Raw genomic sequence first — 26,155 nt, forward strand, 5'->3', positions numbered from 1 at the left:
CGGACGACCGGGCCCGCCCCCCTGCCCCCTACTCCTCCCGCTCCAGGTCGGCCTCGGCCCGTGTCTCGTCGAGGGTGGACTGGGCATAGGCATAGAGGTCGTGGACGAACGCCCTGGCGTCGTCCGGGGAGATTCCGCCGCCGAGACGGAGCAGTCGTTCGGTCCAGGCGGCGAGCGGGTCGTCCTGCGCTTCGGCCATGACGTCTCCTTCGGTCCTCCTCCCATCGTCTGCCGCGCCCCGGGCCCCCGCAATCGCGGCCCCGGCGGTCCGGGCCCCCTCCCCTCAGGCCGGGGCCGGGGTCCGCTCGCGCAGCCTGCGGGCGGTGTCGCCGAGCCAGTGGGCGCTGCGCTTGGGGACGCGGGCCTGGGTGGCGTAGTCGACGCGGACGATCCCGAAGCGCTGGGCGTAGCCGTAGGCCCATTCGAAGTTGTCGAGGAGCGACCAGGCGAGGTAGCCGCGGACGTCGGCGCCGGCCTCGCAGGCGCGGGCGACGGCGGCGAGGTGGGCGGAGAGGTAGGCGGTGCGCTCGGCGTCGTCGACGTGGCCGTCCGCGTCCGGGACGTCCTCGTAGGCGGCGCCGTTCTCGGTGATCAGCATCGGGGTGCCGGGATAGTCGCGGGCGATGCGGAGCAGCAGGGCGGTGAGGTCGTGGGGCATGACCTCCCAGCCGAGTCCGGTGACGGGCAGGCCACCGTGCGGCAGGCCGCGGGTGACGGGCAGGCCCTGGGCGTCGGTGGTGGCGCCGCTCTCGTCCGTTCCCGAACTCCGCATCGAACGGTAGTAGTTGACGCCGAGGGTGTCGATCGGGGTGGCGATGGCCGCCAGGTCGCCGTCGCGGACGGGGATCTCGACGCCGTGCGCGGCGAGGTCGGCGACGAGGTCGTCCGGGTAGGCGCCGCGCAGGATCGGATCGAGGTAGAAGCGGAAGCCGAAGGCGTCGGCGCGGCGGGCGGCATCCCGGTCGGCGGTGCCGTCGCCGGCGGGGGCGCTGGTGCCGAGCAGGTGGGTGACGGCCAGGTCGAGGGGGCGGCGGGCGTCGGCGCGCAGCCGCCGGGCGGCGAGCCCGTGGGCGAGGTGCAGGTGGTGGACGGCGGCGACGCCGTCGGCGAGGGAGCGCCCGCCGGGGGCGTGGACGCCCTCGACGTGCCCGAGGACCGCGGAGCAGAACGGCTCGTTGAGGGTGGTCCAGTGGGTGACGCGGTCGCCCAGCCGGTCGTGGACGAGGGCGGCGTAGTCGGCGAAGCGGTGGGCGGTGTCGCGGGCGGGCCAGCCGCCGGCGTCCTGGAGCTCCTGGGGCAGGTCCCAGTGGTAGAGGGTGAGCCAGGGGGTGACGTCCCGGGCGAGGAGTTCGTCGACCAGCCGGTCGTAGAAGGCGAGCCCCTTCGGGTTCGCGGGGCCGCGCCCGCCGGGCTGGACACGGGGCCAGGAGACGGAGAAGCGGTACGCGTCGAGGCCGAGGCCCGCCATCAGGGCGACGTCCTCGGGCATCCGGTGGTAGTGGTCGCAGGCCGTGTCCCCGGTGTCGCCGTTGTCGACGGCCCCGGGCACGCGGCAGAAGGTGTCCCAGATGGAGGGGGTGCGGCCGTCCTCGGCGGCGGCGCCCTCGATCTGGTAGGCCGAGGTGGCGGCGCCGACGCGGAAGCCGGGCGGGAGGCGGTCGATGAGGGCGTCGTCGTCGGGGAAGCGGTCATGGGCGGGCATGGGGACTCCGGGCTGGGGGCCGCACGGGGGCGGCCCGGGCGCCGCGGCGGGCGTCCGGGCCGCCCCGTGACGGGGTGGACGGGGGTCAGGGCAGGCGGTGGTCGGCGTCCAGCACCGTGCCGCGCTCGGGGCGGTAGAGGTCGAAGCCCCGGGTGTCGCACTGGAGGCCGCCGTTGATGCAGTGGTCGACGAGGGCCTTGAGGGTGCGTTCCTCCCACGCGTTGAAGAAGTCGTAGTGGAAGGAGTAGCCGCGGCCGCTGGCGAGGCGGACCCGGCTCATGTCGCCGTTGACCGGCCACGCCATCTTGAACTCGATCATCGGCAGCGCGACCGGGTGGGAGGCCGGGCACATGTTGTCGTTGGTGCCGGGCTTCACGACCGGGTACGCCATGTGGCTCTTGTGGTCGGGGGTGTCGAGGTACAGACCGTTCCAGCAACTGGGCGCCTGCATGCGCAGGTTGAGCTGGACGTCGGGCCGGCTCGGACAGTTCGCCGGGATGTCGGTGTTGAAGAAGCTGTCACCGCACTCCCAGCCCTCGACGAAGCCCTTGTGGGCGCGGAACTCCTGCTCGGTCTGCATCGGGTTGCCGACGACGAAGCGGAGCCCCTTCGGGAAGGGACGCACGCTGCGGTAGTCGGTCACGCCCGCCTTGTAGTAGATGACCTGCGGACCGACGGGCAGGACCTTCTGGTCGCCGTTGTACAGCGAGGGCATCCAGTACGCCGAGGCGTCCGCGGGTGCCTTGCAGGTGGTGGCGCCGCCGTAGAGGGAGGCGGTGGTGCTGGCGGCGTTCGTGGAGGTGTTGCCCATGAAGGTGTGGTCGTGGGACTTGCCGAACTGGCCCGGGTAGACGATCGGGTCGTCCGGCGCGGTGTGGGTGACGGAGCAGCCGGCCTGGAACTCGTGGTGGTAGGCGGGGGGCGGGACCTCCGTGGACGGGGTGACGCCGGTGACCGGCGGGACGGCGGGGATGTACCCGTCCCCGTCGGCGTCGTCGCCGGACGCCTGGGTGGAGGCGGCCATCCGGTGCCCGGTGTGGTTGACGGCCGCGGCGACGGCGGCCGGGACGCCGTCGGCCGGGTCGGTGGCCTGGGCCATCGTGCCGAAGCCGAGGGCTCCGGCGATGAGGGCCGTGCTGACGAGGAGTACGGAGAGCCGCTTCGGACTCGATCTCATGGGGATCTCCTCAGTGGGGTGGGAGGTGGGGGTGGTGCGGGCCGGTCAGCTGTAGACGCCGAACTCGTGGAGCGAGTAGCCCCAGCCGGTGCCGCGCGCGGTCATGTGCACGCGCACGTGGCGGGCGGTGGCTCCCGTCCCGATCGTGTCGACGTCTCCGTCGCCGGCGGTCTGGGTGTGGATCGTGCGCCAGTTCTGGCCGTCGTCGGAGACCTGGACCTCGTAGGCGCGGGCGTAGGCCGGGTCCCAGACCAGCTGGAGCCGGGAGAAGGCGCGGACGGAACCGAGGTCGACCTGGATCCACTGCGGGTCGGCCCAGTCGCTGGCCCAGCGGGTGTTCGGGTTGCCGTCGGTGGCGTTGCCGGCCGGGCAGGGGCAGTCGCCGTACGAGGCCTGGAAGGAGGAGGCGGTGGTGGGGCGGCCCTGGGCGATGTTCGTGCCGCTGACGGGCGGGGCGACGACCTTCACCGACTTCGTCTCGATGCCGGCGTTGCCGCGGCCGTCCTCGGCCTGGACGTACACCTTCCACACGCCGAGCTTCGCGGGGGCGGTGACGGTGAGGGAGCCGTCGGCGTTGCGGCGGTGGGGGGTCTCGATCAGCCGCTTGTCGCCGTCGGCGTAGTTGCCGCTGAGGAAGACCTTGGTGGTGACGGGGTCGCCGTCGGGGTCGCGGACGTCGGCGCGGATCGTGAACTCGCCGCCGGCCGGGGCGGATCCGGACGGGGCGACGGTCATGTTCGAGATGACGGGCGGGGTGTTGTCCCCGGCGGTGCCGCCCGTGTACGCCTTCTTCACCGCGTAGTAGGAGAGCCGCTTGAGGCCGTCCGGCAGGAGGTTGAACCAGACTCCGCCGAAGTCGTGCTCGGTGCCGTAGTGGAAGACGGTGGCGCCCAGCGCGACGCCCCGGTGTCCGGTGACACAGCCCCAGGCCCGGGTGTAGCCCTCGGCCTTCTGCACGTCGGTGGGTTCGTCGGCGACGCCGTTGGCGTCCTTGGGGGTCTCCCACTCCCCCGCCGGGCCGGTCTCGGTGATGAGGTACGGCTTGGTGTAGCCGCCCTGCTCCCAGTCCTCGCGCACCCCGCACAGGTCTCCGTAGGCGTTCATCGAGTACAGGTCGAGGTCGGGGGCGTTGCGCTTGTAGTAGGGCCAGGCGCCGGTCCACGCGTCCGTCGAGGTGACGGGGTGGTCGGGGTCGATGGTGTGGATCTTCCGGGCGACGTCGTTGACGAAGCTGGTGTAGGCGTTGCGCTGGGCTTCGAGCTCGGTGCCGGAGTAGCAGTTCTGGAGTCCGAGGACGGACTCGTTGCCGACGTTCCACATGAGGGTCGCCGGGTGGGACTTGTACTCCTCGACCCACTTCGCGAACTCGTTCAGCATGTTCGTCTTGTACGTCGTGTCGGTGACGTAGTTCGCGCAGCCGCCGGAGCCGGGGCCGCCGCCGGGCTGGAGCCAGAAGCCGTTCATGACGCGGATGCCCTGGGCGGCGGCCGCGTCGAGGAGCGGCCTGGTGGAGCCGTCGGTGCCCCAGGTGCGGATGGTGTTGACGCCCATCGACCTCACGTCGGGCATGTAGCGGCCGGCGTCGGCGACGGACGGGCCCCAGGTGACGCCCTTGACGGTGTACGGCTGGCCGCCCACGGTCAGCTGCCAGTTCCCCTGGCTCCCGGTGACGCGGACGGCGCCGCCGGTCTGCGGCGGGGTGCCGCCCTCCTCGCCGTACACCTTGAACTCCCAGAGGGAGAGGCCGTAGCCGCCGGAGCGGGTGACGCCCTGGAGGCGGACGTACCGGCCGGTGCCGGAGACCGCGAGCTCGTCGGTGCCGCCGTCGGCACCGGTCACGGACTTCACGGTCCGCCAGGTGGTGCCGTCGTCGGAGAGCTGGATGTCGTACGCGGTGGCGTGGGCGGCCTCCCAGTTCAGCACGATCCGGCTGACGGTGGCGGTGCGGCCGAGGTCGACCTGGAGCCACTGGCCGTCGCTCCACTGGCTGGCCCAGCGGGTGCCCGGGTCGCCGTCGACGGCGGCGGAGGCGGGGAAGCCGGCGCCCTCGGTGGTGGAGGCGGTGGCCGTCCTCCCCTGCGAGAGCAGGGTCTCGGCGGCGGAGGCGGGGGCGGCGGCGAGGGTCGTCAGGGAGGCGGCGAGCAGGGCGCCGAGCGAGACGAGGGAGGCGGCGGTGCGGGCCCGGGTGCGGGTCGCGGGGTGGTGCGCGGTCATGGCGGCTCCAGGACGGACGCGGTGGGGGAAGGGGGAGTCGGTGCCTTCCGGGCGGCGCGGCGGGGCAGGTCGGTCCGCCGCCCGGAAGGGGCCGGGGGCCGGGGCGCGGCGGGTGCCGCGCCCCGGCGGGTCGTCACGGGAAGTTGACGACGGTGGAGGGCACGGTCGAGCTGCCGGCGGGGGCGGTGGAGGCCCCGGTGTCGTTGATGACGTGGTTGAAGTGGCCGTTGCCGCCGAGGGAGACGGTCAGCAGGCTGTGGAACTTCACACCGGGCTTGACCGGGGCCTTGAAGCCGTGGTCCTGGACGATGGTCGGGTCCACGTTGTAGTAGCAGTAGCTGCCGAGGCCCCAGCCCTCGTGGGTGTTCACCGAGTCGTCGACGCGGTAGGCGGCGTAGCCCTTGGTGGAGCCGTTCTGGATGGCGGCCTGGTTCGGGGCGTCGTACGCCTTCTCGTTCTGGAAGAAGACGGTGCGGCCGCGCTCGCCGTACCACTCGACGTCGTACTTGTTGAAGTGCTCGACGAAGAGGCCGGTGGCCAGGACGTCGTCGCCGTTGACGCGGACGCCGTAGTCGGCGCGGTTGGTCTCCCAGCCGACGCCGGCGCCGTGGTCGGCGCGCCAGACCCAGGTGTGGTCGACGATGACGTCGTCGCTGTTGACGACCATGCTGGTGGTGGCCTTGCCGGGACCGGCGCCGCCGATGCGGATGTAGACGTCCTGGACGGTCGTCGGGTTCGCGGCGTGGTCGGCCGAGGAGTTCTGCGGACCGAGCTCCAGCAGCGTCGGGGAGTTGACCGGGCCGGCGTCGACCAGGAAGCCGGCGAGGCGGACGCCGTCGACGTCGGCGACCTTCATCGCGGTCACGCCGTTGTCCGGGATGATCGTGGCGAGGCCGAGGCCGAGCACGATGGTGCCCGCGCGGTTCACCTCGATGGTCCGGTCGACGTGGTAGACGCCCGGCGTGAACAGCAGGTGCAGGCCCTGGGCCAGCGCCTGGTTGATCGTGGCGGCGGTGGTGCCCGGCTTGACGACGTAGAACTGGGTCAGCGGGATCTTCTCGCCCTGCGGGGTCCCGTTGGCCCAGGTGGTGCCGCGGGCGTTGGTGCGCTTGGCCGGGGAGAAGACCTTGTACTGGTTGTCCTCCCAGATCAGGTACGGCTTCTCGCGGGAGATCGGGGTGGTCTCCAGGGTGGTGTACTTCGGCTCGGGGAAGGCGGTCGGGGGCGCGCCCTCGGTGCCGGAGAAGACCTGGTTCCAGACGCTGTTGGTCCAGCCGCCGATGGAGCTGTCGCGGGTGTACCACTGCTGCTGCGAGTAGTTGCCGACCTGGCCGTCGATCTTGGAGTCGGCGATGTAGCCGCCCGACGCCCAGCCGTAGCCGTTCGGGGACAGGTTGAGGCTGCCCTTGACGTGCATGCGGCGGAAGGAGGACGCCTGGGACACGGCCCAGCGGTCGGTGCCGTTGACCGGGTTGAGGGCGAGGCCCTCGGCGCCGCGCCAGAAGTTCTGCGTGGCGTTGCCGTTGAACCAGCCGGCGTCGACGGTGACGTCGCCGTTGACGGTGGTGTCGTCGGGGCGGACGCCGAGGCCCGCGATCTGGGTGTAGAAGCCGAGCTGGGCGTTGAGCCCGTCGTACGTGCCGGGCTTGAGGAGGAAGGCGTGGCGGCCGGGGCCGAACTGGTCCGACTCCTGCTGCTGGAAGACGGCGTCCAGCTTGGCCTGGAGGCCGGGCGTGGACGGGTCGAAGACGTGCACGTTGGGGCCGAGGTCGCCGCCGCCGGGCAGCGTCGGGCCGGTGCCGCCGGCCTCGCCGTACACCTGGAACTCCCAGAGGGAGTAGCCGTATCCGGTGCCGCGGGTGAGGCCGTTCATCCGGACGTAGCGGCCGGAGCCGGAGAGGGCGACCTCGTCGGTGCCGCCGTCGCCGGCCGAGACGGCGGTGACGGTGCGCCAGTCGGTGCCGTTGTCGGACGCCTGGATCTCGTAACTCTTGCCGTAGGCGCCCTCCCAGGTGAGGACCGCGCGGCTGAGCTGCTTGCTCGCGCCGAGGTCGACCTGGAGCCACTGGGCGTCGTTCCACTGGCTGGCCCAGCGGGTGCCGAGGTTGCCGTCGACGGCGTTGGAGGCGGAGAAGACGGCCCCTTCGAGGGAGGAGGCGGTGGCCGTCCTTCCCTGCGAGAGCAGGGTCTCGGCGGCCTGTGCCGAGGTCGTGGGGACGACCGCGAGCAGGGTGCCGGCCAGGGCGGCGACGAGGGCGCCGGCCGTGGAACGGCGGGGTGCGGGGGCGGGGCGCCGGCGGACCGGCGGGGACCCAACGGGGGACATGAGTCTCCTCGGTGATACGTGACGGACACATGGGAGAGCGCTCTCCGAAACCTTGCATGGGGGCGGAGTTGACGGTCAAGGCGTGTGACACGACTTTTCTTTTGACTTGCATTAAGCGTCGATCACGAAAGGGGGCGCTCCCGGGCCGACTGCCCCGCCAGCGGACGCGGCGCACCGATAAAGTGCGCGGATGGGGAATCGGGGACCGACACTGGAGGACGTCGCACGCGAGGCGGGGGTGTCGCGCGCGACGGTGTCCCGGGTCGTCAACGGCGTGCGGAACGTGGCCCCGGGGATCCAGGAGGCCGTGCGCGAGGCGATCGCCCGCACCGGCTACGCGCCGAACCAGGCCGCCCGCTCCCTGGTCACCCGGCGCACCGGCGCGGTCGCCCTGGTCCTGTCGGCGACCGGTGGCTCCTTCACCGCGCGGCTCTTCTCCGACCCCTTCTTCGGCCGGGTCGTCGACGGCGTGCTCCCGGTGCTGCGGGAGCGCGCCGTGCAGCCGGTGCTGCTGGTCTCGGAGTCCGAGCCGGCCCGCCTCCAGCTCGTCGACTACCTGCGGCGCGGCGGCGCCGACGGGGCGCTGGTGGTGCCGCTCGACGAGGACGACCCGCTGCCCGGGATGCTGGTGGCGGCCGGACTGCCCACCGTCCTCTTCGGCCGCCCCCGCCCCGGGGTCCGCTGCGGCTGGGTCGACCTGGACAACGCGGCGGGCGCCCGGCTCGCCGCCGAGCACCTGTGGGCCGCGGGGCGGCGGCGGCCCGCGGTCGTGGCCGCGCCGGAGTCGGCGCCGGCCGCGCGCGAGCGGCTCGACGGCTTCACGGCCGCCCTCGCCGCCCGCGGGGCGGTCGCCGTGCCGGTCGAGCGGGGCCGCTACACGGAGGAGAGCGGCCGGGACGCGATGGCCCGGCTCTGGGCGCGGGACCCGGGCATCGACGCGGTGTTCGCGGCCAACGACCTGATGGCGCGGGGCGCCTGCCGCTTTCTCGCGGAGCGGGGCGTGGCCGTGCCGGAGGCCGTCGCCGTGGTCGGCTTCGACGACTCGACGGCGGCCCGGGACGCCGCTCCCCCGCTCACCACCGTGCGGCAGCCGGTGGAGGAGATGGCCTCGGCGATGGCCCGGCTGCTCCTGGCCCGCCTGGACGCGGGCACGCCGAGGACCGGTTCGAGGCTCTTCGAACCGGTCCTGGTGGTGCGGGAGTCGGCCTGACGCCCGCCGGGCCGTGCCTTCCGGATCAGGCCGGGGCACCCCCCGGGCGTCCGGCACGCGGGGGCGCCGGGGTCAGCCGTGCAGCTCCCGGTGGGCGCGGATCAGCTCGGCGTACCGGCGTCCGCTGCTCTTCACGGTGCGCTTCTGGGTGGCGTAGTCGACGTGGACGAGGCCGAAGCGCTTGTCGTAGCCGTAGGCCCACTCGAAGTTGTCCAGGAGCGACCAGGCGTAGTAGCCGGCGAGCGGGGCGCCCTTGCGGACGGCGCTCGCGCAGGCGGCGAGGTGCTGTTCCAGGTAGCGGACCCGGTCGGGGTCGTGGACGGCGCCGTCGGGGCCGGTGGCGTCGGGGAAGGCCGAGCCGTTCTCGGTGACGTACAGCTCGCGGACGCCGTACTCCTCGGTGAGCCGCAGCAGCAGGCTCTCCAGGCCCGCCGCCTCGATCTGCCAGTCCATGCCGGTGCGCGGCACGTCGGGGAGGCGGACCTCGCGGGCGTGCGGGACGGGGCCCTCGGGGTCGTCCTCGACGGTGACGGGGAAGTAGTAGTTGAGGCCGTGCCAGTCGAGGGGGGCGGCGATGGTCTCCTGGTCGCCCGGCTTCTCGGGGAGTTCGACGCCGTAGAGCTCGCGCATGTCGGCGGGGAAGCCCTTGCCGTACACCGGGTCGAGCCACCAGCGGTTGCTGTGCCCGTCCATGCGGGCGGCGGCCGCGAGGTCCTCGGGGCGGCCGGAGGCGGGGGCGACCGTGGAGTGGTTGGTGACCAGGCCGACGCGGGCGCCGGGGACGGCGGCCCGGACCGCGGCGGTGGTGAGGCCGTGGCCGAGGAGCAGGTGGTACGAGGCGCGGACGGCGGCCGTCAGGTCGGTGAGGCCCGGCGCCATCCGGCCCTCCAGGTGGCCGATCCAGGCGGAGCAGAGCGGCTCGTTGAGGGTCGCCCAGGTGCCGACCCGGTCGCCGAGCCGGCCGGCGACCACGGAGGCGTACGCGGCGAGGTGCTCGGCGGTCTCGCGGGAGGTCCAGCCGCCCCGGTCCTGGAGGGCCTGCGGCAGGTCCCAGTGGTAGAGGGTGACGGAGGGGGTGATGCCCGCGTCGAGGAGGCCGTCGACGAGCCGGTCGTAGAAGTCGAGTCCGGCGGCGTTGACGGGGCCGTCGCCGCCGGGGACGACCCGGGGCCAGGCGATCGACATCCGGTAGGTGCCGGCGCCGAGCTCCTTCATGAGGGCTATGTCCTCGGGCCAGCGGTGGTAGTGGTCGCAGGCGGTGTCGCCGGTGTCGCCGTTGTCGATCGCGCCGGGGACGCGGGAGAAGGTGTCCCAGATGGAGGGGGCGCGGCCGTCCTCGGCGACGGCGCCCTCGATCTGGTAGGCGGAGGTCGCCGTGCCCCAGGCGAAGGAGGGCGGGAAGGCCGCCAGGTCGAGGGGCGTGGCGGTGGGGTCGGACACGGGGTGCCTTTCTGCGGTACGGAGCCGGGTGCGGACCCGGGCGCGGGCCGGGGTCCGGGGCGGGGAGGACGTCACTTGACCGCACCCGCGGTGAGGCCGGCGACGAGGTAGCGCTGGAGGAGGAGGAAGCCGACGACGACGGGGACGCTCACCACGAGGGAGGCGGCCATCACCTGGTTCCAGTAGACGTCGTTCTGGGTGGAGTAGCCCTGGAGCCCGACGGCGAGCGTGCGGGTGGTGTCGTCGGTCATGACGGAGGCGAAGAGGACCTCGCCCCAGGCGGTCATGAAGGCGTAGACGGCGACGGCGACGATGCCGGGGCGGGCGGCGGGCACGATCACCCGGAAGAGCGCGCCGATCGGTCCGCAGCCGTCGACCTTCGCCGCCTCGTCCAGCTCGCGCGGGATCGCGTCGAAGTAGCCGGTGAGCATCCAGATGGAGAAGGGCAGCGAGAAGGTCAGGTAGGTGAGGATCAGGCCCTCGCGGGAGCCGAAGAGCGCGAGGCCGGTGGCGTTGCCGATGTTGACGTAGATGAGGAAGAGCGGCAGCAGGAAGAGGATGCCGGGGAACATCTGCGTCGACAGGACGGTGACCGTGAAGACCCGCTTGCCGCGGAAGGAGTAGCGGCTGACGGCGTACGCGGCGAAGACGGCGACGGCCACGGAGAGGACGGTGGCGGCGCCGGCGACGACGATCGAGTTCGCGAAGTAGTCGGCGAGCGGGATGGTCTCCCAGATGTCCGCGTAGGGGCGCAGGGTGACGGTGGAGGGGATCCACTCGAACCGGCCCGTCACGTCCTCCAGCGGCTTCAGCGAGCTGGAGACCATCACGTACACCGGCAGCAGGACGAAGCCGGTGAGGAGGGCGAGGACGATCCGCCGGGTCCAGAGGAAGGAGCGGGGCGGGGCCATCGGGGAGCGCGGCCGGGCCGTGCGGGCGCGGGTGGCGTCAGACATCGGAGGTCTTCCTTCCGCGGGTGGTGAGCAGGAGGTAGACGCCCGTGACGAGGAGGAGGAAGAGCAGCAGGAGCACGGACATGGCCGAGCCGGTGCCGAAGTTCCACGTCTGGAAGGACGACTGGTAGATGTGGAGCGAGATGAGGTCCGCCGCCTCCGGGGCCGCCTTGCCGAAGAGCACGAACGGCGTGTTGAAGTCGTTGAAGGTCCACAGGAAGAGGACGAGGACGAGGACCTGGTTGACGGGCCGCAGGGACGGCAGGGTGATGTGCCGGATCTGCTTCCAGACGCCGGCGCCGTCGAGGGCGGCGGCCTCGTACATGTCGCGGGGGATGTTCTGGAGCCCGGCCATGACGGTGAGGAAGGCGAAGGGCCAGCCCTTCCAGACGGAGACGGCGAGCAGCGCCCAGAAGCTGTTGTCCCCGATGAGCCAGAAGGCGGGGCCGTCGCCGATGCCGAGCTGGTCGTGGAGGACGTGGTTGATGAGGCCGTTGTCGCGCTGGAACATGAACGCCCAGGTGATGACGGCGGCGTAGACGGGCAGGGCGTACGGCACGAGGAAGAGCGTGCGCAGGACCGCCCGGCCGCGGAAGTTCTCCTGGAGGAGGATCGCGGCGGCGGTGCCGAGGAGCCAGCACAGGCCCACCGAGAGCACCGTGAACTGGCAGGTGGTCAGGAAGGACTTCAGGAGCGACTGTCCGACGGCCGCGTCGAAGTCCAGCGTGACCGAGAAGTTGTCCAGGCCGGACCAGGGGGCGTTCGCCCAGTCGCGGATGAAGAACTGGGTGAGCTCCTTGAAGCTCATGGCGACGCCCATGAGCATCGGCACGAGGTGGACGAGGAGTTCGAGGAGCAGGGCGGGCAGGAGGAGGACGTAGGGCAGTGCGAGGCGGCGACGCCCGGAGCGGCGCGGGGTGCGCGCCCCTCCGGGTGCGGCCTTCCGCACCGCCGGCTCCCGCTCGGGGGTGACGGCGGTCTGGGTCATGGGGGCGGTGCCTACTTCTTGGGCATCTGCTGCTGGGCCTTGTCGAGCTTGGCCTTGACGGACTCGGTGGTGACGGGCCGGCCGGCGGCGGCGTCGGCGAAGAGCTCCTTGACGGCGGTGCCGACGACGGTCTCGAACTGGGACTCCTCCGGGACCTGCGGGAGGGCGGCGGCGCTGGAGGCCAGGGTGTCGCGGATGACGGCGAGGGACGGACCGGAGAAGGCCGGGTCCTTCTGGGCGTCCTTGACCGGCGGCACGGAGCCGTAGGTCTTGTTGAGGACGGTCTGCTCCTCGTCGCTGGTCATGAACTTCACGAACTTCAGGGCGCCGTCGAGGTTGTCGGTGTTCTTGAAGACGGCCATGTTGATGCCGGCGACCATCGAGTTGACGGCGGTGCCGGTGCCGGGCTTCCCGGAGGCGACGGGGGCCGGGACGACGCCCCACTCGTCCTCGGTCATGCCCTGGGAGGCGAAGGTCTGGGACGGGGTCTGCCACAGGACCATGCCGGTCCTGTCCTTGGCGAAGTCGCTGAGGGACTGGTTCTGGGCGTACTCGGCGTTGCCGGGGGCGACGATCTTGTGCGTGGCCATCAGGTCGACGTACTGCTTGACGGCGGCGACGGCGCCGTCGGAGGTGAAGTCGGGCTTGCCGTCGGCGGTGAAGAAGTCGGCGCCGTGCTGCTTGCCGAGGACGAAGACCTGGTGGATGTTGTTGGAGAGGTTGGAGCCCTCGACGCCGATGCCGGACTTCCCGTCCTTGCTCAGCTTCTTGCCCGCGGCGACCACCTCGTCCCAGGTCGTCGGCGGCTTCGCTATGCCGGCGTCCTTGAACATCTGCTTGTTGTAGTAGAGGGCGTAGGCCATCGAGTAGAGCGGGACGGCCGCCGGGTCCTGGCCGGGCGCGCCGGTGGAGCCGAGGGCGGAGTCGACGAAGCGGTCCTTGCCGCCGATGGCGTCGAAGTTCTTCGCGTCCCAGGGCAGCAGGGCGCCGGTGGCCTGGAGGGAGGCGCTCCAGGTGTTGCCGATGTTGAGGACGTCCGGGCCCTGGCCGGAGGTGGTGGCGGTGAGGATCCGGTTGAGGAGGTCGGACCACGGGACCACCTCCAGCTTGACCTTGATGCCGGTGCGGCGCTCGAACTCGTCCAGTTCGGGCTGGAGGACCTTCTTGTCGACCTCCAGGCTGGAGCCCTGGTTGGAGGCCCAGTAGGTGAGGGTCTTCTTCGCCTGACCACCGTCGTCCGCTCCGCCGCCGCCGCCGCAGGCGGTGAGGGCGAGGGAGAGGGTGACGGCACCCGTGACGGCGGCTCTGATTCTGCGCATGGCTCCTGGTCCCTTTCAGGGAAGGCGGGAGGACCGACAGGGGGAGCGCCCGGACCGCTCTCCGCCGCATCGGCTTAATTTAGGATGTGAGTTAAACCCCATGAGAAGGTCGCGTCAAGGCTTGTCGTGCGGGTATGTTGCAGCCGACGACTACGACGGACGGGGACGACAGTGCACGGGAAGAGTGGCCGCACGGTGCGCGACCTGCGGCGCGAGAACCGGACGGCAGTGCTCCGGCGGCTCTACTTCGACGGTCCGATGAGCCGGCTCGTCCTGGGTCCCGCGACCGGCCTCAGCTCGGGATCGATCAGCAACGTGGTCGCGGAGCTGGTCGCCGAGGGCCTCGTCGAGGAGGCCGGCAGCGTCGACTCGGCCGGCGGCCGGCCCCGCACCCTGCTGCGGATCGCGCCGTCCAGCGGCTGCATGATCGGCGTCGACATCGGCGAGACCCGCGTGCGGATCGAGCTCTTCGACCTCGCGCTCACCGAACTCGCCCGCACCGAACGCCCTCTGGCCACCTCGGGGCCGCGGACCGGGCGGTACGAGGTCGGGCTCGTGGTGCGGCTGCTGCGGGACGGCATCGCGGAGGTGCTGCGCGCGGCCGGGGTCCCCGCGGAGCGGCTCCTCGGCGTCGGCATCGGCGTCCCCGGCATCGTCGAGCGCACCGAGGGCGGGGCCGTGGTGCACGGCCAGACGATCGGCTGGGACGCGGTCCCGCTGGAGCGGCTGCTGCGCGAGGCCGTCGACCTGCCGGAACAGGTGCCGTACCGGATCGAGAACGGCGCCAAGACCCTGGGCCAGGCCGAGATGTGGTTCGGCGCCGGGCGCGGGGCCCGCAGCGCCGCGGTCGTCCTCTTCGGCTCCGGCGTCGGCGCCTGCGTGGTGACCGACCCCCTGGGCCAGGGCCGGGCCCTGGAGTGGGGCCACCTGACGGTCCGGGTCCGGGGGCGGCGCTGCCGCTGCGGCGCCCAGGGCTGCCTGGAGGCGTACGCCGGCGCGGAGGCCCTGCTCGAACGCTGGCGGGAGGCCGGCGGCGAACCCCCGGCCGGCGCCGACGAGGAGACCGCCCTGACGGCGATGCTCGCCGCCGCGTACCCGGCCGAGGCCGACGGGGCGGAGGACGGTCCGGCCGGGAGCGGCGCGGCCGGGGACGGCCCGTTCGGGAGCGGGGCGCGTACGGCGGACGGGTCCGGGGCGAGTACGTCCGGGGCGGGCGCGTCCGCCGGGTCCGGGGCCGCCGCCCTCGCCGTGCTGGACGAGACCGCCGAGTACCTGGGGGCCGGACTGGCCGATCTGATCAACCTCTTCCAGCCCGAGCGGATCCTCGTGGGCGGCTGGGCCGGGCTCCAGCTCGGCACCCGCTTCCTCGCCGCCGTGACCGCGTACGCCCGCGCGTACGCGCTCCGCCACCCCGGCGGGCGGACGGAGATCGCGCTCGGCACGCTCGGGCCCGAGGCGGTCACCGTCGGGGCCGGACTGCTGCCGCTGGTCGACTTCTTCGCCCAGGGCGGCCGCCGCCCCGAGCGGGCGCCGAGCGTTCCGGCGCCCGCGTGGCAGACGGCGCTGCGGGACCGCGTCTCGTCCTGAGGGGCCGGCGCGGCGGCCGGGCCGCGTCTTCCGGACCATGCCGGGCCCGCGGCGCCCGGCACCGCTCCCCGATCCCGAAGACGCGCCCTAGGCGTACGGGTCGAAGGGGATCCCGGCCGGCTTCGCCTTGGCGAGGTGCGCGGCGAAGTTGCCGTCCTTGAGGCCGAAGACGGCGCTGCCGAAGTCCGCCCGGCTCAGCTTGTCGCGGAGGCCGGGCGGGTAGCCGTTCCAGCCGACGAGCGCGGGGAACTGCCAGGTGCCCCGGTGGTTCTCGGGCGGCTCGTCGTTGCCGTTGGCGGCCCGGAAGCAGTGGGTGCCGATGCCGTCCTTGTGGTAGACGACCTTGGGGTGGGTGCCGTCCCAGCGGAGGGCGTCCCTGCCGTGGACGGTGAAGGAGCCGTGGTTCGAGGTGGAGACGTACCGCGCCTGCCCGTCCTGGATCCAGACGACGACGTGCTCCCAGTCGTGGCGGTGGCCGCCGAGGCCGCTGCCCCAGACGGCCTGGTCCTTCTCGAAGTAGAGCCCGTAGAGGACCGCGCACCACCCGTTGTTGCAGAGCGAGCGGGCGTAGCCGTTGGTCTGGGCGAGGTCCCCGGCGTCGTGGCACTGCCCGCTGACCGTGCCCGAGGGGTTCAGGCCGGGGTTGAGCGTGCCGTCCGGGCCGATGGCCGGGGTCGGGTAGCAGCCGTCGGTGTCGTAGTCGTACGCCGGCTGGAAGGTCTGTTCCAGGGCGTCCGCCTGGGCGGGGAGCGCGGCGGGCGGGGCGGCGTGGGCGCCGCCGGGGAAGGCGAGGAGGAGCGCGAGGGCGCTGCCGAGCACGGCGGCTCCCTTGGTGACGCGGCGCGGGTTCTTCAACTCCGGCTCCCTGTGGGGGTCGAGGTCCGGTGGCGGGGTCCGGCCGCACACGACGGCCGGGCGCTGACATGCCCACCACAAGGGCGGGTGAAACCGCGCGGCAACCACCGGCCGGTCCCGCACGTCCTGAGCAGGGAGGACGGGGACCGGCTGGAGAAGGGGCGGACACGGTGGCGGGGCGGGAGCGAAGGCCGGACGGCGGCGGATGGCGGGTGTGGACGCGGCGGCCGGGCGCGGGACCGAGGGGGCGGGTGCTCGCGGCCCTCGCGGTGGCCGTGGCCGCGCTGACCGCGCTGCACCGGTTCGTGCCGAACGCCGGGCTGCGGCTGGGCAGCCTGCTGGAGAACCTCCTGCCGTGGAGCGGCGCCGCCGTCGTGCTGCTGGCGCTGTGCGCGCTGCTGCGGCGGGCGCGGGGAGCGCTGGTCGCGCTGCTGCTCCCGGCGGTGGTGTGGGCGGTCCACTTCGGACCGCTGCTGCTGCCCGGCGGCCCGGCCGGCGCGCGCGAACTCCTCGTCGCGCAGCACAACGTGGCCGACGACAACCCCGACCCGGCGGGCACGGCCCGGGCCCTGTCCGCCGCGAACGCCGACCTCGTCGCGCTGGAGGAGCTGGTCGAGCCGGCGCTCGGCACCTACCGGGAGGCGCTGGCGTCCCGCTACCCGTACCACGCCGTCCACGGCACGGTCGGCCTCTGGTCGCGGTACCCGATCACCGGCCACCGGCCCGTCGACATCAAGCCGCGGGACGTCACCGAGCCGTGGCTGCGGGCGCTGCGGGCCGTGGTGCGCGCCCCGCACGGGGAGACCGTGGTGTACGTCGCCCACCTGCCGTCGGTGCGGGTCGGGCCCGGCGGGCTGGCCTCGGCCCGGCGGGACGAGAGCGCGGCCCGGCTGGGCGCACTCCTGGCGGCCGAGGAGGCCGACCGGCTGGTCCTGGCCGGCGACCTCAACGGCACGGTGGACGACCGGGGGCTCGCGCCGCTCACCTCCCGGCTGGCCGTGCCCGAGCGGGGTTTCGCGCTCAGCTATCCGGCCGCGCTGCCGGTGGCGCGGATCGACCAGGTCTTCGCGGGCGGCGGCACCGTGCCCCGCGTCCGCACCCTCCCGGCCACCGGCAGCGACCACCTCCCGGTGCTGGCCGGGATCGCGTGGACCGGCCCCGCGGGACGCTGAGGCCGCCTTCCCGCTCCGGCCCGATCCGATCCGGTCCGACCCGATCCGGCCCGATCCCGAAGACGCGCCCTAGGCGCGGTCGAGGATCGCGGTGCCGCCGAGGGTGACGGCCGGGCCCTCGGGGCCGGGGCGGGCGGTGGCGGTGAGGGTGGCGGGGGCGCCGAGGGAGTCACCCGTGTCGACGGTGAGGTCGAGGGGGCGGCCGTCCGCGAGGTGGGCGGCGAGGCAGGCGGCGCTGTTGGCGTTGGCGACGTCCTCGTCGACGCCGATGGAGGGGGCGAACATCCGGGCGGCGAGGCGGACGGCGGTCCGGTCGCCGGGGCCGGGGGCGGTGTGGACGTGGACGCCGAGCAGTCCGAGGGCGTCGCAGGCGGCCCGGAGGCGGGCGAAGTCCGGTGCGAGGGCGGCGAGTTCGGCACGGCCCCGGACGGGGAGCAGCAGCCGGGGGCGGCCGACGGAGGCGATGCGGCCCGGGGCCGGCGGGCGGAGGCCGAGGGCGGGGAGGACGAGGTCGTACGCGGCCGGTGCGGGGTCCCGGAGCGTCACGGGGCCGGGGTCGAAGGCGGCGCGGAAGCCGGGGCCGCCGGGGTCGGGCGCGGCGTGTCCGGCGAAGACGCGGCCCCCGGCGTGGAGGCGGGTCGCGAGGGTGCCGGTGCGGGTGCGGGCCGCGAGGTGGGCGAGGGCGGCGAGGGTGCCGTGGCCGCAGGCGGGGAGTTCGCCCGCGGCGGTGAAGAAGCGCAGGGCGTGGCCGGGTCCGTGCGGGGCCGGTCCGACGAAGACGGCGTGGGAGGTGCCGGCGAGGGCCGGGATCAGGCGGCGCTCGGCGTCGGTGAGGGGCGCCCGTCCGGGGGCCGGTTCGTCGAGGACGGCGGTGGGGCTGCCGCCGTCGCCCGCGCGGACGCAGGTGCGGACGAGGGTCGCGGTGCGGACGAGGGCGGCGGGCCGGTTCACCGTTCCACCGTAACCTCCTGAACGCACCCCGGACAGGGGGGCGTCGACGGGGGCGCGGGGCCGGGCGGCCCGTTCGGGAGTCGTATGCGGGAGGGGTTGACGGGGGCGGTCGGCCTCCATAAGTTCACAGCTTGATAAAAGCCCTGCCGCCTTGTGGGACACGCACGGACCCGGACCGCCGGGGTCGTGCGGCAGCGCGGCACCCTCCCATCGAAAGGGTTGTCAGGTGCATATCAAAGCTCTGCGGGGTGCGGAACGGCGGTCCCGCCGCCGTTCCCTCGCCGTCCTGCTCACCGGCGCGCTCGTGGCGACGGGCCTGGTCCTCGCCGCGCCCGGCGGCGCACAGGCCGCCGGGGAGCGGGTGGACGTCTGGCTGACCACCACCTCCGACGCCGGAGGCCGCACGGTCACCCGGGGACTCGCCCCGCAGGCCCCGCTCTCCTTCGGCCCCGCCGGCGGCGCGGGCCGTACCATCACGGTCGACGAGTCCACGACGTACCAGCGCTTCGAGGGCGGCGGCGCGTCGATCACCGACACCACCGCCCACCTCTTCCGCGGCGGCGCGATCAGCGCCGCCACCCGCGACGAGGTGATGCGCAGGCTCTTCTCGCCCACCGACGGCATCGGGCTCTCCTTCGTCCGCAACCCCGTCGGCGCCTCGGACCTCTCCCGTCCCGGGCACGTCTCCCTCGACGACACCTGCTGCGACCTGAACGACTTCGGCACGAACGGCTACGACACGAACGTGCGGCTGCTGACCGCGCAGGCCAAGGGGCTCAACCCGGCGCTGCGGGTCAAGGGCGTGCCGTGGAGCGCACCCGGCTGGATGAAGGACAACGGCCGGATGGACCAGATGGGCTGGTTGAAGTGGGAGCACTACCCCACCTACGCCCAGTATCTGGTCAAGTACGTCCAGAGCTACCAGGCGGCGGGGATCACGGTCGACTACCTCTCGGTGCAGAACGAGCCGAACTGCTGCCAGGCCGGCAACCCCACGGCGATGAACTACCCCGGCATGAGCTGGAACCCGTCCGGCCTGGTCGAGTTCACCAAGAACCACCTCTACCCCGCCCTCCGGTCCGCCGGCCTCACCACCAAGGTCCTGGTCCACGACTGGAACTACGGCGACTACGCGAACTTCGGCGCGGCGGTCCTCGGTGACGCGGGGGTCAGGAACGACCCGCTGTTCGGCGGCATCGCCTGGCACGGCTACTTCGGCGACCCGGCCGTCGGCAGCCAGGTCCACGACCAGTACCCGTCGGTGCGGCAGTTCTCCACCGAGCACTCCGGCGGCACCTGGATCGGGAACCAGCACGACGAGGACCTGAAGGACATCGTGTCCTACGCCCGCAACTGGAGCAGCAGCCTGGTCAAGTGGAGCCTCGCGCTCAACCAGGACATGGGGCCGCACAACGGCGGCTGCGGCACCTGCACCGGCCTGGTCACCGTCCAGGAGGGCGGCCCGCGCGCCGGGCAGGTCGACTACACGATCGAGTACTACACGACCGGCCACCTCACCAAGTTCGTGAAGCCGGGCGCGTACCGGATCGCCTCCACCGACGACGCGACCGTGCGGAACGTCGCCTGGCGCAACCCGGACGGCTCCAAGGCGCTGATCGCGCACAACGGCGGCGGCTCGGCGCAGTCCCTGCGCGTCGACTGGGGCGGCCAGTCCTTCGCGTACAGCCTCCCGGCCCGGACCACCGCGACCTTCACCTGGGGCGGCACGCCCGGCCCCGCGCCGCAGGCCGGGCCGCTGACCGGGCTCGCCGGCAAGTGCCTGGACGTGGCGGGCGCGTCGAGCGCCGACGGCACCGCCGTCCAGCTGTACACCTGCAACGGCACCGCGGCCCAGCGGTGGACCCTCGCCGCGGACGGCACGATCCGCGCCCTCGGCAAGTGCCTCGACGCGACGGGCGGCGCCACCGCCGACGGGACAAAGGCGCAGCTGTACACGTGCAACGGGACCGGAGCCCAGCGGTGGACGTACGACGCCGGCACCCACGACGTGGTGAACACGGCCGCGGACAAGTGCCTGGACGTCACCGGGAACTCCTCCGCCGACGGCACCCGGGCACAGATCTGGTCCTGCACCGGCGGCGCCAACCAGAAATGGACCCACCAGCCGTCCTGACCGCCCCCCTTCCCCCGTCTCCAGGAGACCGCATGCCGCACCAGCACCCCCGCCGGAGAGCCCGCGCCCGAGGGCTCGCCGCCACCGCCGCCACCGCCCTGATCGCGGGGCTCGCCGGGGCCGCACCCAGCGCCGCCGCGCCCGGCGCCGACGATCCGCCGCCCCGGGCCGTCGACCGCTTCGAGGGCGAGGTGCCGTTCGCCTCGCCGCCCGCCGAGGGGCTCTTCACCTGGGGCAGCGACGCCGACGACCACCCCGCCCTCACCCTCGCCGAGCGGGCCGACGCCCCCGAGGGGAGCAAGGTCCTCGAAGGCCGCTACGACATCAGCGGCTGGGGCGGCCTCACCCACGACTTCGCCTTCGACCTGCCGGCCCAGGACTGGACCGCCCACGGCGGCGTCCGCTTCTGGTGGTACGGGCAGAACACCGCGCCGCTGCCGCCCGGTTCGGGCAGGCGGATCCACTTCGAGCTGAAGGACGGCGGCGCGAACGGCGAGGCGTCCGAGCTGTGGACGACCTCCTTCACCGACGACTGGGAGGGCTGGCACCTCGTCGAACTCCCCTTCTCCTCCTTCCGGTACCGCGCCGACTACCAGCCGGTCGGCGGCATCGACCACGTCCTCGGCCTCGACCGGATGTGGGGGTACGCGCTGACGCTGCCGACGGGCGCGCCGGGCTCCTTCGCGCTCGACGCGGTGGAGCTGTACGGGAAGGCCGACCCGGCGCTGACCACCAAGGTGGTCACGGGGGCGGCCGTGCACCCGGTGGCGGAGGGCTCCGCCGCCCGGATCGACGTCACCGTGAACACGACGGGTGCGGTGCCCACCGACCAGCCGGTCACCGTCACGTACGCGACGGACGACTCCGGTCCCGCGGTGGCCGGGAAGGACTACCGGCCGGTGGCCGGCAGCTTCGTCCTGCCGGCCGGGACGCCGTCCGGCACCACCCGCTCGATCACCGTGGAGACGCTGAAGGACCGTTCGGGCGAGGTCGCCGAGACGATCCCGGTGAGGCTCACCGTCGAGGGCGCCGAGCCGCCCGCCGAGGATCCGGTCGTCGTGGTGGACGCGCACGGCCTCCCGTACCTCGACGAGCGGCTTCCGGTGAAACGGCGGGTGGCGGACCTGTTGTCGCGGATGACGCTCGCGGAGAAGGCCGGGCAGATGACCCAGGCCGAGCGGAACGCGCTGCGGGCTCCGGGCGACATCGCCGGGTACGCGCTCGGCTCGCTGCTCTCCGGCGGCGGCTCGGTGCCCGCCCCGAACACGCCGGAGGCGTGGGCGCGGATGGTCGACGGCTACCAGCTGCGGACCCGCGCCACCCGGCTCCAGATCCCGCTGGTCTACGGCGTGGACGCGGTGCACGGGCACAACAACGTCGCCGGCGCCACGATCATGCCGCACAACATCGGCCTCGGCGCCTCCCGCGACCCCGCGCTCGCCGCACGGACCGGCGCGGTCACCGCGAAGGAGGTGCGGGCGACCGGCGTCCCGTGGGACTTCGCGCCGTGCCTGTGCGTGACCCGGGACGAGCGCTGGGGGCGGTCGTACGAGGCCTTCGGCGAGGACCCGGCCCTGGTGACCGCGATGGAGACGGTCATCCAGGGGATGCAGGGCGCGGCCGACGGACGCGACCTGGACCGCAACGACAAGGTGCTGACCAGCGCCAAGCACTTCGTCGGCGACGGCGGCACGGAGTTCGGCTCCTCGACGACCGGCTCGTACACGATCGACCAGGGCGTCACCCGGGTCACCCGGGAGGAGCTGGAGGCGGTGCACCTGGCGCCGTTCGCCGAGGCGGTGAAGCGCGGCGCGGGCACGGTCATGCCCTCGTACTCCTCGGTCGACGTCATCGGGGACGGCCGCGGCCCGGTGAAGATGCACGCCCACGCGGAGCTGATCAACGGCGTCCTCAAGGACCGGATGGGCTTCGAGGGCTTCGTCATCAGCGACTGGCAGGCCATCGACCAGCTCCCCGGCGACTACCCCAGCGACGTGCGGACCTCGGTCAACGCCGGCCTGGACATGATCATGGTGCCGACGAACTACCAGGAGTTCACCCGGACCCTGGTCGCCGAGGTCGGGGCGGGCCGGATCCCGGTCTCCCGGATCGACGACGCCGTGTCCCGGATCCTGACGCAGAAGTTCCGGCTCGGGCTGTTCGAGAAGCCGTACGCGGACACCACGCACCTCCCCTCGGTCGGCTCGGCCGGACACCGGGCGGTGGCCCGCGAGGCGGCGGCCGCCTCCCAGGTCCTGCTGAAGAACGACGGCGGGGTGCTGCCGCTGAAACCGGAGCAGAAGGTGTACGTGGCCGGCTCCAACGCCGACGACCTGGGCAACCAGACCGGCGGCTGGACGATCAGCTGGCAGGGCTCCTCCGGGAAGCGGACCACCGGCACGACGATCCTCGAAGGGATGCGGAAGGCCGCGCCCGGCCTGACGTACTCGAAGGACGCCGCCGCGCCGGTGGAGGGGTACGACGCCGGGGTCGTGGTCGTCGGCGAGACGCCGTACGCGGAGGGCGTCGGGGACGTCGGCAACGGCCACGACCTGGAGCTGAGCGCCGCCGACAGGGCGGCGGTCGACCGGGTGTGCGCGGCGATGCCGTGCGCGGTGCTCGTCGTCTCCGGACGTCCGCAGCTGATCGGGGACCGGCTGCCGGAGATCGACGCCCTGGTGGCGTCCTGGCTGCCGGGCACCGAGGGCGACGGCGTCGCGGACGTGCTCTTCGGCCGGAAGCCCTTCACCGGGCGGCTGCCGGTGACCTGGCCCCGGTCGGAGGCGCAGCTGCCGATCAACGTCGGCGACTCCGCGTACGACCCGCAGTTCCCGTACGGCTGGGGGCTCACCACCCTGACGGCGGCGCCGAAGGGCGGCGAGACCGCGCTGAAGGCGCTCGGGCTCACGGCCCGGGTGCTCCAGGCGGCCGGCCGGGGCGATTCACCCGAGGCGCGGCGCCTGGTGGCCCGGGCCCGGCTGCTGGTGCAGGATCGCATCGGGCAGCGGATCACCCAGGCGGTGGCGAAGCCCTTCGCCGAGGCGGACCACCTGCTGCTCTCCGGTGATCCGGCGGGCGCGGTGGCGAAGCTGACCGAGGCGTACCGCGCGGCGGGCTGAGCACGGGGGCCGGTGGGCCGCCCTCCCCCGGGTGAGCGGCCCGTCGGACCCTCCGGCGTTGCATAGCCATGCGGATTCATGCATACTATTGCCATGTCCAAGGTTCTCACCTCCCTTCCCGTCGGCGAGCGCGTCGGCATCGCCTTCTCCGGTGGTCTCGACACCTCCGTCGCGGTCGCGTGGATGCGTGACAAGGGCGCGGTCCCCTGCACGTACACCGCCGACATCGGCCAGTACGACGAGCCCGACATCGCCTCGGTGCCCGGGCGCGCCCAGACCTACGGCGCCGAGGTGGCCCGTCTGGTCGACTGCCGCGCCGCGCTGGTCGAGGAGGGGCTGGCCGCGCTCACCTGCGGCGCCTTCCACATCCGCTCCGGCGGCCGGGCCTACTTCAACACCACCCCGCTGGGCCGCGCCGTCACCGGCACCCTCCTGGTGCGGGCGATGATGGAGGACGACGTCCAGATCTGGGGCGACGGCTCGACCTTCAAGGGCAACGACATCGAGCGGTTCTACCGCTACGGCCTGCTGGCCAACCCGCACCTGCGGATCTACAAGCCGTGGCTGGACGCCGACTTCGTCACCGAGCTCGGCGGCCGCAAGGAGATGTCGGAGTGGCTGGTCGCCCACGACCTCCCCTACCGCGACTCCACCGAGAAGGCGTACTCCACCGACGCCAACATCTGGGGCGCCACCCACGAGGCGAAGACCCTGGAGCACCTGGACACCGGCGTCGAGACCGTCGACCCGATCATGGGCGTGCGGTTCTGGGACCCGTCCGTCGAGATCGCCACCGAGGACGTGACGATCGGCTTCGAGCAGGGCCGCCCGGTCACCATCAACGGCAAGGAGTTCGCCTCCGCCGTCGACCTGGTGATGGAGGCCAACGCCATCGGCGGCCGCCACGGCCTGGGCATGTCCGACCAGATCGAGAACCGGATCATCGAGGCGAAGAGCCGCGGCATCTACGAGGCCCCCGGCATGGCGCTGCTGCACGCCGCCTACGAGCGCCTCGTCAACGCGATCCACAACGAGGACACCCTCGCGCAGTACCACAACGAGGGCCGCCGGCTCGGCCGCCTCATGTACGAGGGCCGCTGGCTGGACCCGCAGGCGCTGATGATCCGCGAGTCGCTCCAGCGCTGGGTCGGCGCCGCCGTCACCGGCGAGGCCACCCTGCGGCTGCGGCGCGGCGAGGACTACTCGATCCTCGACACCACCGGCCCGGCCTTCAGCTACCACCCGGACAAGCTGTCCATGGAGCGCACCGAGGACTCCGCCTTCGGTCCGCTGGACCGCATCGGCCAGCTGACCATGCGGAACCTGGACATCGCCGACTCCCGCGCCAAGCTGGAGCAGTACGCCGGAATCGGCCTCATCGGCTCCGGCAGCCCCGCCATCGGCGCCGCGCAGGCCGCCGCCACCGGCCTCATCGGCTCCCTCACCGAGGGCGGCGCCGAGGTCATCGCCTCGCGCGGCGAGACCCCCGACAGCGAGGAGACGGCGCTCGACCGCGCCGCCATGGAGACCGGCACCGACTAGCGCGGTGCCCCGCCGGACCGCCTCCCGGGGCGGTCCGGCGGCAGTACGGAGAAGTGCGGATCGCGCAGGGCAGCACGCGCGGTCCGCACGCGCACGCTCCGGGGCCGTCCCCGCTCCCCCCGCCCCCGAACGGCCGTGCCGGTGGCGGGGCGGGCGGAGCGGGCCCCGTGCCCTGGTGGGGTCCGTGTCGTTGAGCCCGGCATGACGATCTTCCACCGCCGCGCCCTCGCCGCAGCCGCCGTCGCCGCCACCGCCGTCCTCGCCTCGGCGGGAGCGGCCGCCGCGGACAGCGTGGGGAACCACCTGCCCGGACTCGGGCTCCTGTCGCAGAACTTCGGGAACGGCACGCCGCAGACCGCCGCCGACCAGGCGCCCGGTTCCGGTGACGCCACCGACGCCCTGCCCACCCACGACGCCCTCAACAACGTCACCCTTCCCTGACCGGAGCGGACACCTCCGGAGCGGAAGCCCCCGCCCCCCCCTCCCGGGGCGGGGGCTTCCGCTGTCACGGACGGCGGGCGAAGGTGTTCCGGCAAGCGGCCACGGCCGCGCCGTGGTCACGGTCGACGAGGTGAAGGCGCGGGTCGCTCCCGGCGGCCGAGCCCGCGCCGGTGAGGACCGCGCGGTCCTCGGCGAACAGCCGGTCGGCGTCCACGCGCACCGAGGGGAAGGCGCTCCGCGGTCTCTCTCCCCCCTTTGCGCTCCGCGAAGCGCTGACAGCCCGGCCCGCACCCGCACCCTCCCCCTTCAGCCGTCGATCGAGAAGAAGATCGTGTCGTGGGTGTACCAGTCGTAGCCGCGCGCCTTGGTGGACTCCCACTCCTCGTGCTCGAACTCCAGCTTCTCGATGAGGAGGTCGAGGTCGTGGACGAAGTCGCCGTCGATCGCGTCGCGGACCGCGCGGTAGGCGTCGACGGCCTCCTTCGCCCGGGCCAGCGGCAGCACGCCGATGTCCGGGCCGTCGATCGCGCAGGGGAGGTGGAAGGGGATCTCGTCCGGCGGGCCGGAGAAGAGGTAGTCGTCGGGCAGCAGGCCCGCGGGCACGCCGTGCTGCCGCAGCTGGTCGCCGAGGAGCCCGAAGAAGGTGGCGGGCCTGGAGTAGACGCCCAGGTCGCAGGGGTCCGAGCCGCAGTGGTCGATGACGTGCTGGAGCGCCCGGGCGTACGCCTTCCCGGCGTACTCCCCCGGCGCGTCGGCGCGGCCCTCGATCAGGTGCTCCAGCGCCTCGGGGACGGTCAGGCCCCAGTCGAGGCCCTGCCGGTCCAGCTCGCGCTGGCTCGCCTCGGCGCGCTCGCGCATCATGCCGAGCACGCGCCGCTGCTCGTCGGTGAGTCGGCCGGCCGCCCCGAGGTAGGCGACGGCCTCGGCGCGGTCTCCGGTGGTGTACGAGATGATTCGGCTCATGATCGACATCATGCCGGGGAGCACGGACAACGCCCCCTCGGCCGGGGGCCGAGGGGGCGTTG

The 26,155-nt window shown here is 73.4% G+C and carries 20 protein-coding genes; 7 read left to right on the forward strand and 13 right to left on the reverse strand.

From position 1 onward, the window contains the following. Nucleotides 1-28: 28 nt before the first annotated feature. The 5 genes from IE326_RS35450 to IE326_RS35470 form a co-directional block, all read right to left on the reverse strand. A complete protein-coding gene (locus IE326_RS35450) occupies nucleotides 29-199 on the reverse strand; it encodes a hypothetical protein (RefSeq protein WP_190044509.1) in 171 nt (56 codons plus the stop codon). Between the two features lie 84 nt (nucleotides 200-283). Beyond that, on the reverse strand, nucleotides 284-1,702 hold the full coding sequence (locus tag IE326_RS35455; protein WP_190044510.1) for a GH1 family beta-glucosidase: 1,419 nt from the start codon (nucleotides 1,700-1,702) through the stop codon (nucleotides 284-286). A gap of 85 nt (nucleotides 1,703-1,787) precedes the next feature. Then, nucleotides 1,788-2,879 (reverse strand): DUF1996 domain-containing protein, encoded by a 1,092-nt coding sequence (locus IE326_RS35460; protein ID WP_190044511.1) that lies wholly within the window; start codon nucleotides 2,877-2,879, stop codon nucleotides 1,788-1,790. A gap of 45 nt (nucleotides 2,880-2,924) precedes the next feature. Continuing rightward, nucleotides 2,925-5,093 (reverse strand): discoidin domain-containing protein, encoded by a 2,169-nt coding sequence (locus IE326_RS35465; protein ID WP_190044512.1) that lies wholly within the window; start codon nucleotides 5,091-5,093, stop codon nucleotides 2,925-2,927. Between the two features lie 133 nt (nucleotides 5,094-5,226). Further along, nucleotides 5,227-7,419 carry a discoidin domain-containing protein gene (locus IE326_RS35470; protein ID WP_150233746.1) on the reverse strand — a complete coding sequence of 731 codons (2,193 nt, stop codon included), beginning with the start codon at nucleotides 7,417-7,419 and terminating at the stop codon, nucleotides 5,227-5,229. Nucleotides 7,420-7,609: 190 nt separating this feature from the next. Here IE326_RS35470 and IE326_RS35475 point away from each other — a divergent pair, with 190 nt between their 5' ends. Then, on the forward strand, nucleotides 7,610-8,629 hold the full coding sequence (locus IE326_RS35475) for a LacI family DNA-binding transcriptional regulator (protein WP_190044513.1): 1,020 nt from the start codon (nucleotides 7,610-7,612) through the stop codon (nucleotides 8,627-8,629). A 72-nt stretch (nucleotides 8,630-8,701) separates the two neighbouring features. On the opposite strand, the gene IE326_RS35480 is transcribed toward IE326_RS35475, so the two are convergent. The 4 genes from IE326_RS35480 to IE326_RS35495 all read right to left on the reverse strand — a co-directional run bounded on the left by IE326_RS35480 (nucleotide 8,702) and on the right by IE326_RS35495 (nucleotide 13,329). Further along, nucleotides 8,702-10,069: a GH1 family beta-glucosidase gene (locus tag IE326_RS35480; RefSeq protein ID WP_150233750.1), complete on the reverse strand. Its 1,368-nt coding sequence runs from the start codon at nucleotides 10,067-10,069 to the stop codon at nucleotides 8,702-8,704. A 71-nt stretch (nucleotides 10,070-10,140) separates the two neighbouring features. Further along, nucleotides 10,141-10,980 carry a carbohydrate ABC transporter permease gene (locus IE326_RS35485; RefSeq protein ID WP_150236156.1) on the reverse strand — a complete coding sequence of 280 codons (840 nt, stop codon included), beginning with the start codon at nucleotides 10,978-10,980 and terminating at the stop codon, nucleotides 10,141-10,143. A 37-nt stretch (nucleotides 10,981-11,017) separates the two neighbouring features. Further along, the gene (locus tag IE326_RS35490) at nucleotides 11,018-12,010 is read right to left on the reverse strand and encodes a carbohydrate ABC transporter permease (protein ID WP_150233752.1); all 993 of its coding nucleotides are present in this window, start codon (nucleotides 12,008-12,010) and stop codon (nucleotides 11,018-11,020) included. Between the two features lie 11 nt (nucleotides 12,011-12,021). Further along, nucleotides 12,022-13,329, reverse strand: coding sequence for an ABC transporter substrate-binding protein (locus tag IE326_RS35495; protein WP_190044514.1), 1,308 nt, complete (start codon nucleotides 13,327-13,329; stop codon nucleotides 12,022-12,024). Nucleotides 13,330-13,500: 171 nt separating this feature from the next. Between IE326_RS35495 and IE326_RS35500 the strand changes: the two genes are divergently transcribed. Then, nucleotides 13,501-14,916, forward strand: a complete 1,416-nt coding sequence (locus IE326_RS35500) for an ROK family protein (RefSeq protein WP_190044515.1) — start codon at nucleotides 13,501-13,503, stop codon at nucleotides 14,914-14,916. Nucleotides 14,917-15,003: 87 nt separating this feature from the next. Here the strand turns inward: IE326_RS35500 and IE326_RS35505 are convergent, their stop codons facing one another. Then, the gene (locus tag IE326_RS35505) at nucleotides 15,004-15,771 is read right to left on the reverse strand and encodes an NPP1 family protein (protein WP_190044516.1); all 768 of its coding nucleotides are present in this window, start codon (nucleotides 15,769-15,771) and stop codon (nucleotides 15,004-15,006) included. Between the two features lie 251 nt (nucleotides 15,772-16,022). On the opposite strand from IE326_RS35505, the gene IE326_RS35510 reads away from it, so the two are divergent. Beyond that, nucleotides 16,023-16,943: an endonuclease/exonuclease/phosphatase family protein gene (locus IE326_RS35510; protein ID WP_308440356.1), complete on the forward strand. Its 921-nt coding sequence runs from the start codon at nucleotides 16,023-16,025 to the stop codon at nucleotides 16,941-16,943. A gap of 69 nt (nucleotides 16,944-17,012) precedes the next feature. Here the strand turns inward: IE326_RS35510 and IE326_RS35515 are convergent, their stop codons facing one another. Next, on the reverse strand, nucleotides 17,013-17,894 hold the full coding sequence (locus IE326_RS35515; RefSeq protein WP_229915815.1) for a PhzF family phenazine biosynthesis protein: 882 nt from the start codon (nucleotides 17,892-17,894) through the stop codon (nucleotides 17,013-17,015). Nucleotides 17,895-18,180: 286 nt separating this feature from the next. Between IE326_RS35515 and IE326_RS35520 the strand changes: the two genes are divergently transcribed. From IE326_RS35520 to IE326_RS35535, 4 genes are all read left to right on the forward strand, one after another. Continuing rightward, complete coding sequence (locus IE326_RS35520; RefSeq protein WP_229915895.1) at nucleotides 18,181-20,028, forward strand: ricin-type beta-trefoil lectin domain protein; 1,848 nt, start codon at nucleotides 18,181-18,183, stop codon at nucleotides 20,026-20,028. 32 nt (nucleotides 20,029-20,060) lie between these two features. After that, on the forward strand, nucleotides 20,061-23,147 hold the full coding sequence (locus IE326_RS35525; protein ID WP_190044520.1) for a glycoside hydrolase family 3 protein: 3,087 nt from the start codon (nucleotides 20,061-20,063) through the stop codon (nucleotides 23,145-23,147). Nucleotides 23,148-23,240: 93 nt separating this feature from the next. Then, nucleotides 23,241-24,689: an argininosuccinate synthase gene (argG, locus tag IE326_RS35530; protein ID WP_190044521.1), complete on the forward strand. Its 1,449-nt coding sequence runs from the start codon at nucleotides 23,241-23,243 to the stop codon at nucleotides 24,687-24,689. A gap of 201 nt (nucleotides 24,690-24,890) precedes the next feature. Continuing rightward, complete coding sequence (locus tag IE326_RS35535; protein ID WP_150233770.1) at nucleotides 24,891-25,130, forward strand: hypothetical protein; 240 nt, start codon at nucleotides 24,891-24,893, stop codon at nucleotides 25,128-25,130. A gap of 64 nt (nucleotides 25,131-25,194) precedes the next feature. Here the strand turns inward: IE326_RS35535 and IE326_RS35540 are convergent, their stop codons facing one another. Both IE326_RS35540 and IE326_RS35545 read right to left on the reverse strand, forming a co-directional pair. Beyond that, the gene (locus tag IE326_RS35540; protein ID WP_190044522.1) at nucleotides 25,195-25,344 is read right to left on the reverse strand and encodes a hypothetical protein; all 150 of its coding nucleotides are present in this window, start codon (nucleotides 25,342-25,344) and stop codon (nucleotides 25,195-25,197) included. Between the two features lie 92 nt (nucleotides 25,345-25,436). Further along, the gene (locus IE326_RS35545) at nucleotides 25,437-26,093 is read right to left on the reverse strand and encodes a DUF7691 family protein (protein WP_150233772.1); all 657 of its coding nucleotides are present in this window, start codon (nucleotides 26,091-26,093) and stop codon (nucleotides 25,437-25,439) included. Nucleotides 26,094-26,155 lie beyond the last annotated feature (62 nt).

The sequence above is a fragment of the Streptomyces filamentosus genome, assembly GCF_014654895.1.
Lineage (GTDB): Bacteria > Actinomycetota > Actinomycetes > Streptomycetales > Streptomycetaceae > Streptomyces > Streptomyces filamentosus.

Excerpts from the sequence above, each read along its gene's own strand:
- IE326_RS35450 (WP_190044509.1), bottom strand. The coding sequence starts at position 199 with ATGGCCGAAGCGCAGGACGACCCGCTCGCCGCCTGGACCGAACGACTG.
- IE326_RS35455 (WP_190044510.1), bottom strand. The coding sequence starts at position 1,702 with ATGCCCGCCCATGACCGCTTCCCCGACGACGACGCCCTCATCGACCGC.
- IE326_RS35460 (WP_190044511.1), bottom strand. The coding sequence starts at position 2,879 with ATGAGATCGAGTCCGAAGCGGCTCTCCGTACTCCTCGTCAGCACGGCC.
- IE326_RS35465 (WP_190044512.1), bottom strand. The coding sequence starts at position 5,093 with ATGACCGCGCACCACCCCGCGACCCGCACCCGGGCCCGCACCGCCGCC.
- IE326_RS35470 (WP_150233746.1), bottom strand. The coding sequence starts at position 7,419 with ATGTCCCCCGTTGGGTCCCCGCCGGTCCGCCGGCGCCCCGCCCCCGCA.
- IE326_RS35475 (WP_190044513.1), top strand. The coding sequence starts at position 7,610 with ATGGGGAATCGGGGACCGACACTGGAGGACGTCGCACGCGAGGCGGGG.
- IE326_RS35485 (WP_150236156.1), bottom strand. The coding sequence starts at position 10,980 with ATGGCCCCGCCCCGCTCCTTCCTCTGGACCCGGCGGATCGTCCTCGCC.
- IE326_RS35490 (WP_150233752.1), bottom strand. The coding sequence starts at position 12,010 with ATGACCCAGACCGCCGTCACCCCCGAGCGGGAGCCGGCGGTGCGGAAG.
- IE326_RS35495 (WP_190044514.1), bottom strand. The coding sequence starts at position 13,329 with ATGCGCAGAATCAGAGCCGCCGTCACGGGTGCCGTCACCCTCTCCCTC.
- IE326_RS35525 (WP_190044520.1), top strand. The coding sequence starts at position 20,061 with ATGCCGCACCAGCACCCCCGCCGGAGAGCCCGCGCCCGAGGGCTCGCC.
- argG (WP_190044521.1), top strand. The coding sequence starts at position 23,241 with ATGTCCAAGGTTCTCACCTCCCTTCCCGTCGGCGAGCGCGTCGGCATC.
- IE326_RS35535 (WP_150233770.1), top strand. The coding sequence starts at position 24,891 with ATGACGATCTTCCACCGCCGCGCCCTCGCCGCAGCCGCCGTCGCCGCC.
- IE326_RS35545 (WP_150233772.1), bottom strand. The coding sequence starts at position 26,093 with ATGAGCCGAATCATCTCGTACACCACCGGAGACCGCGCCGAGGCCGTC.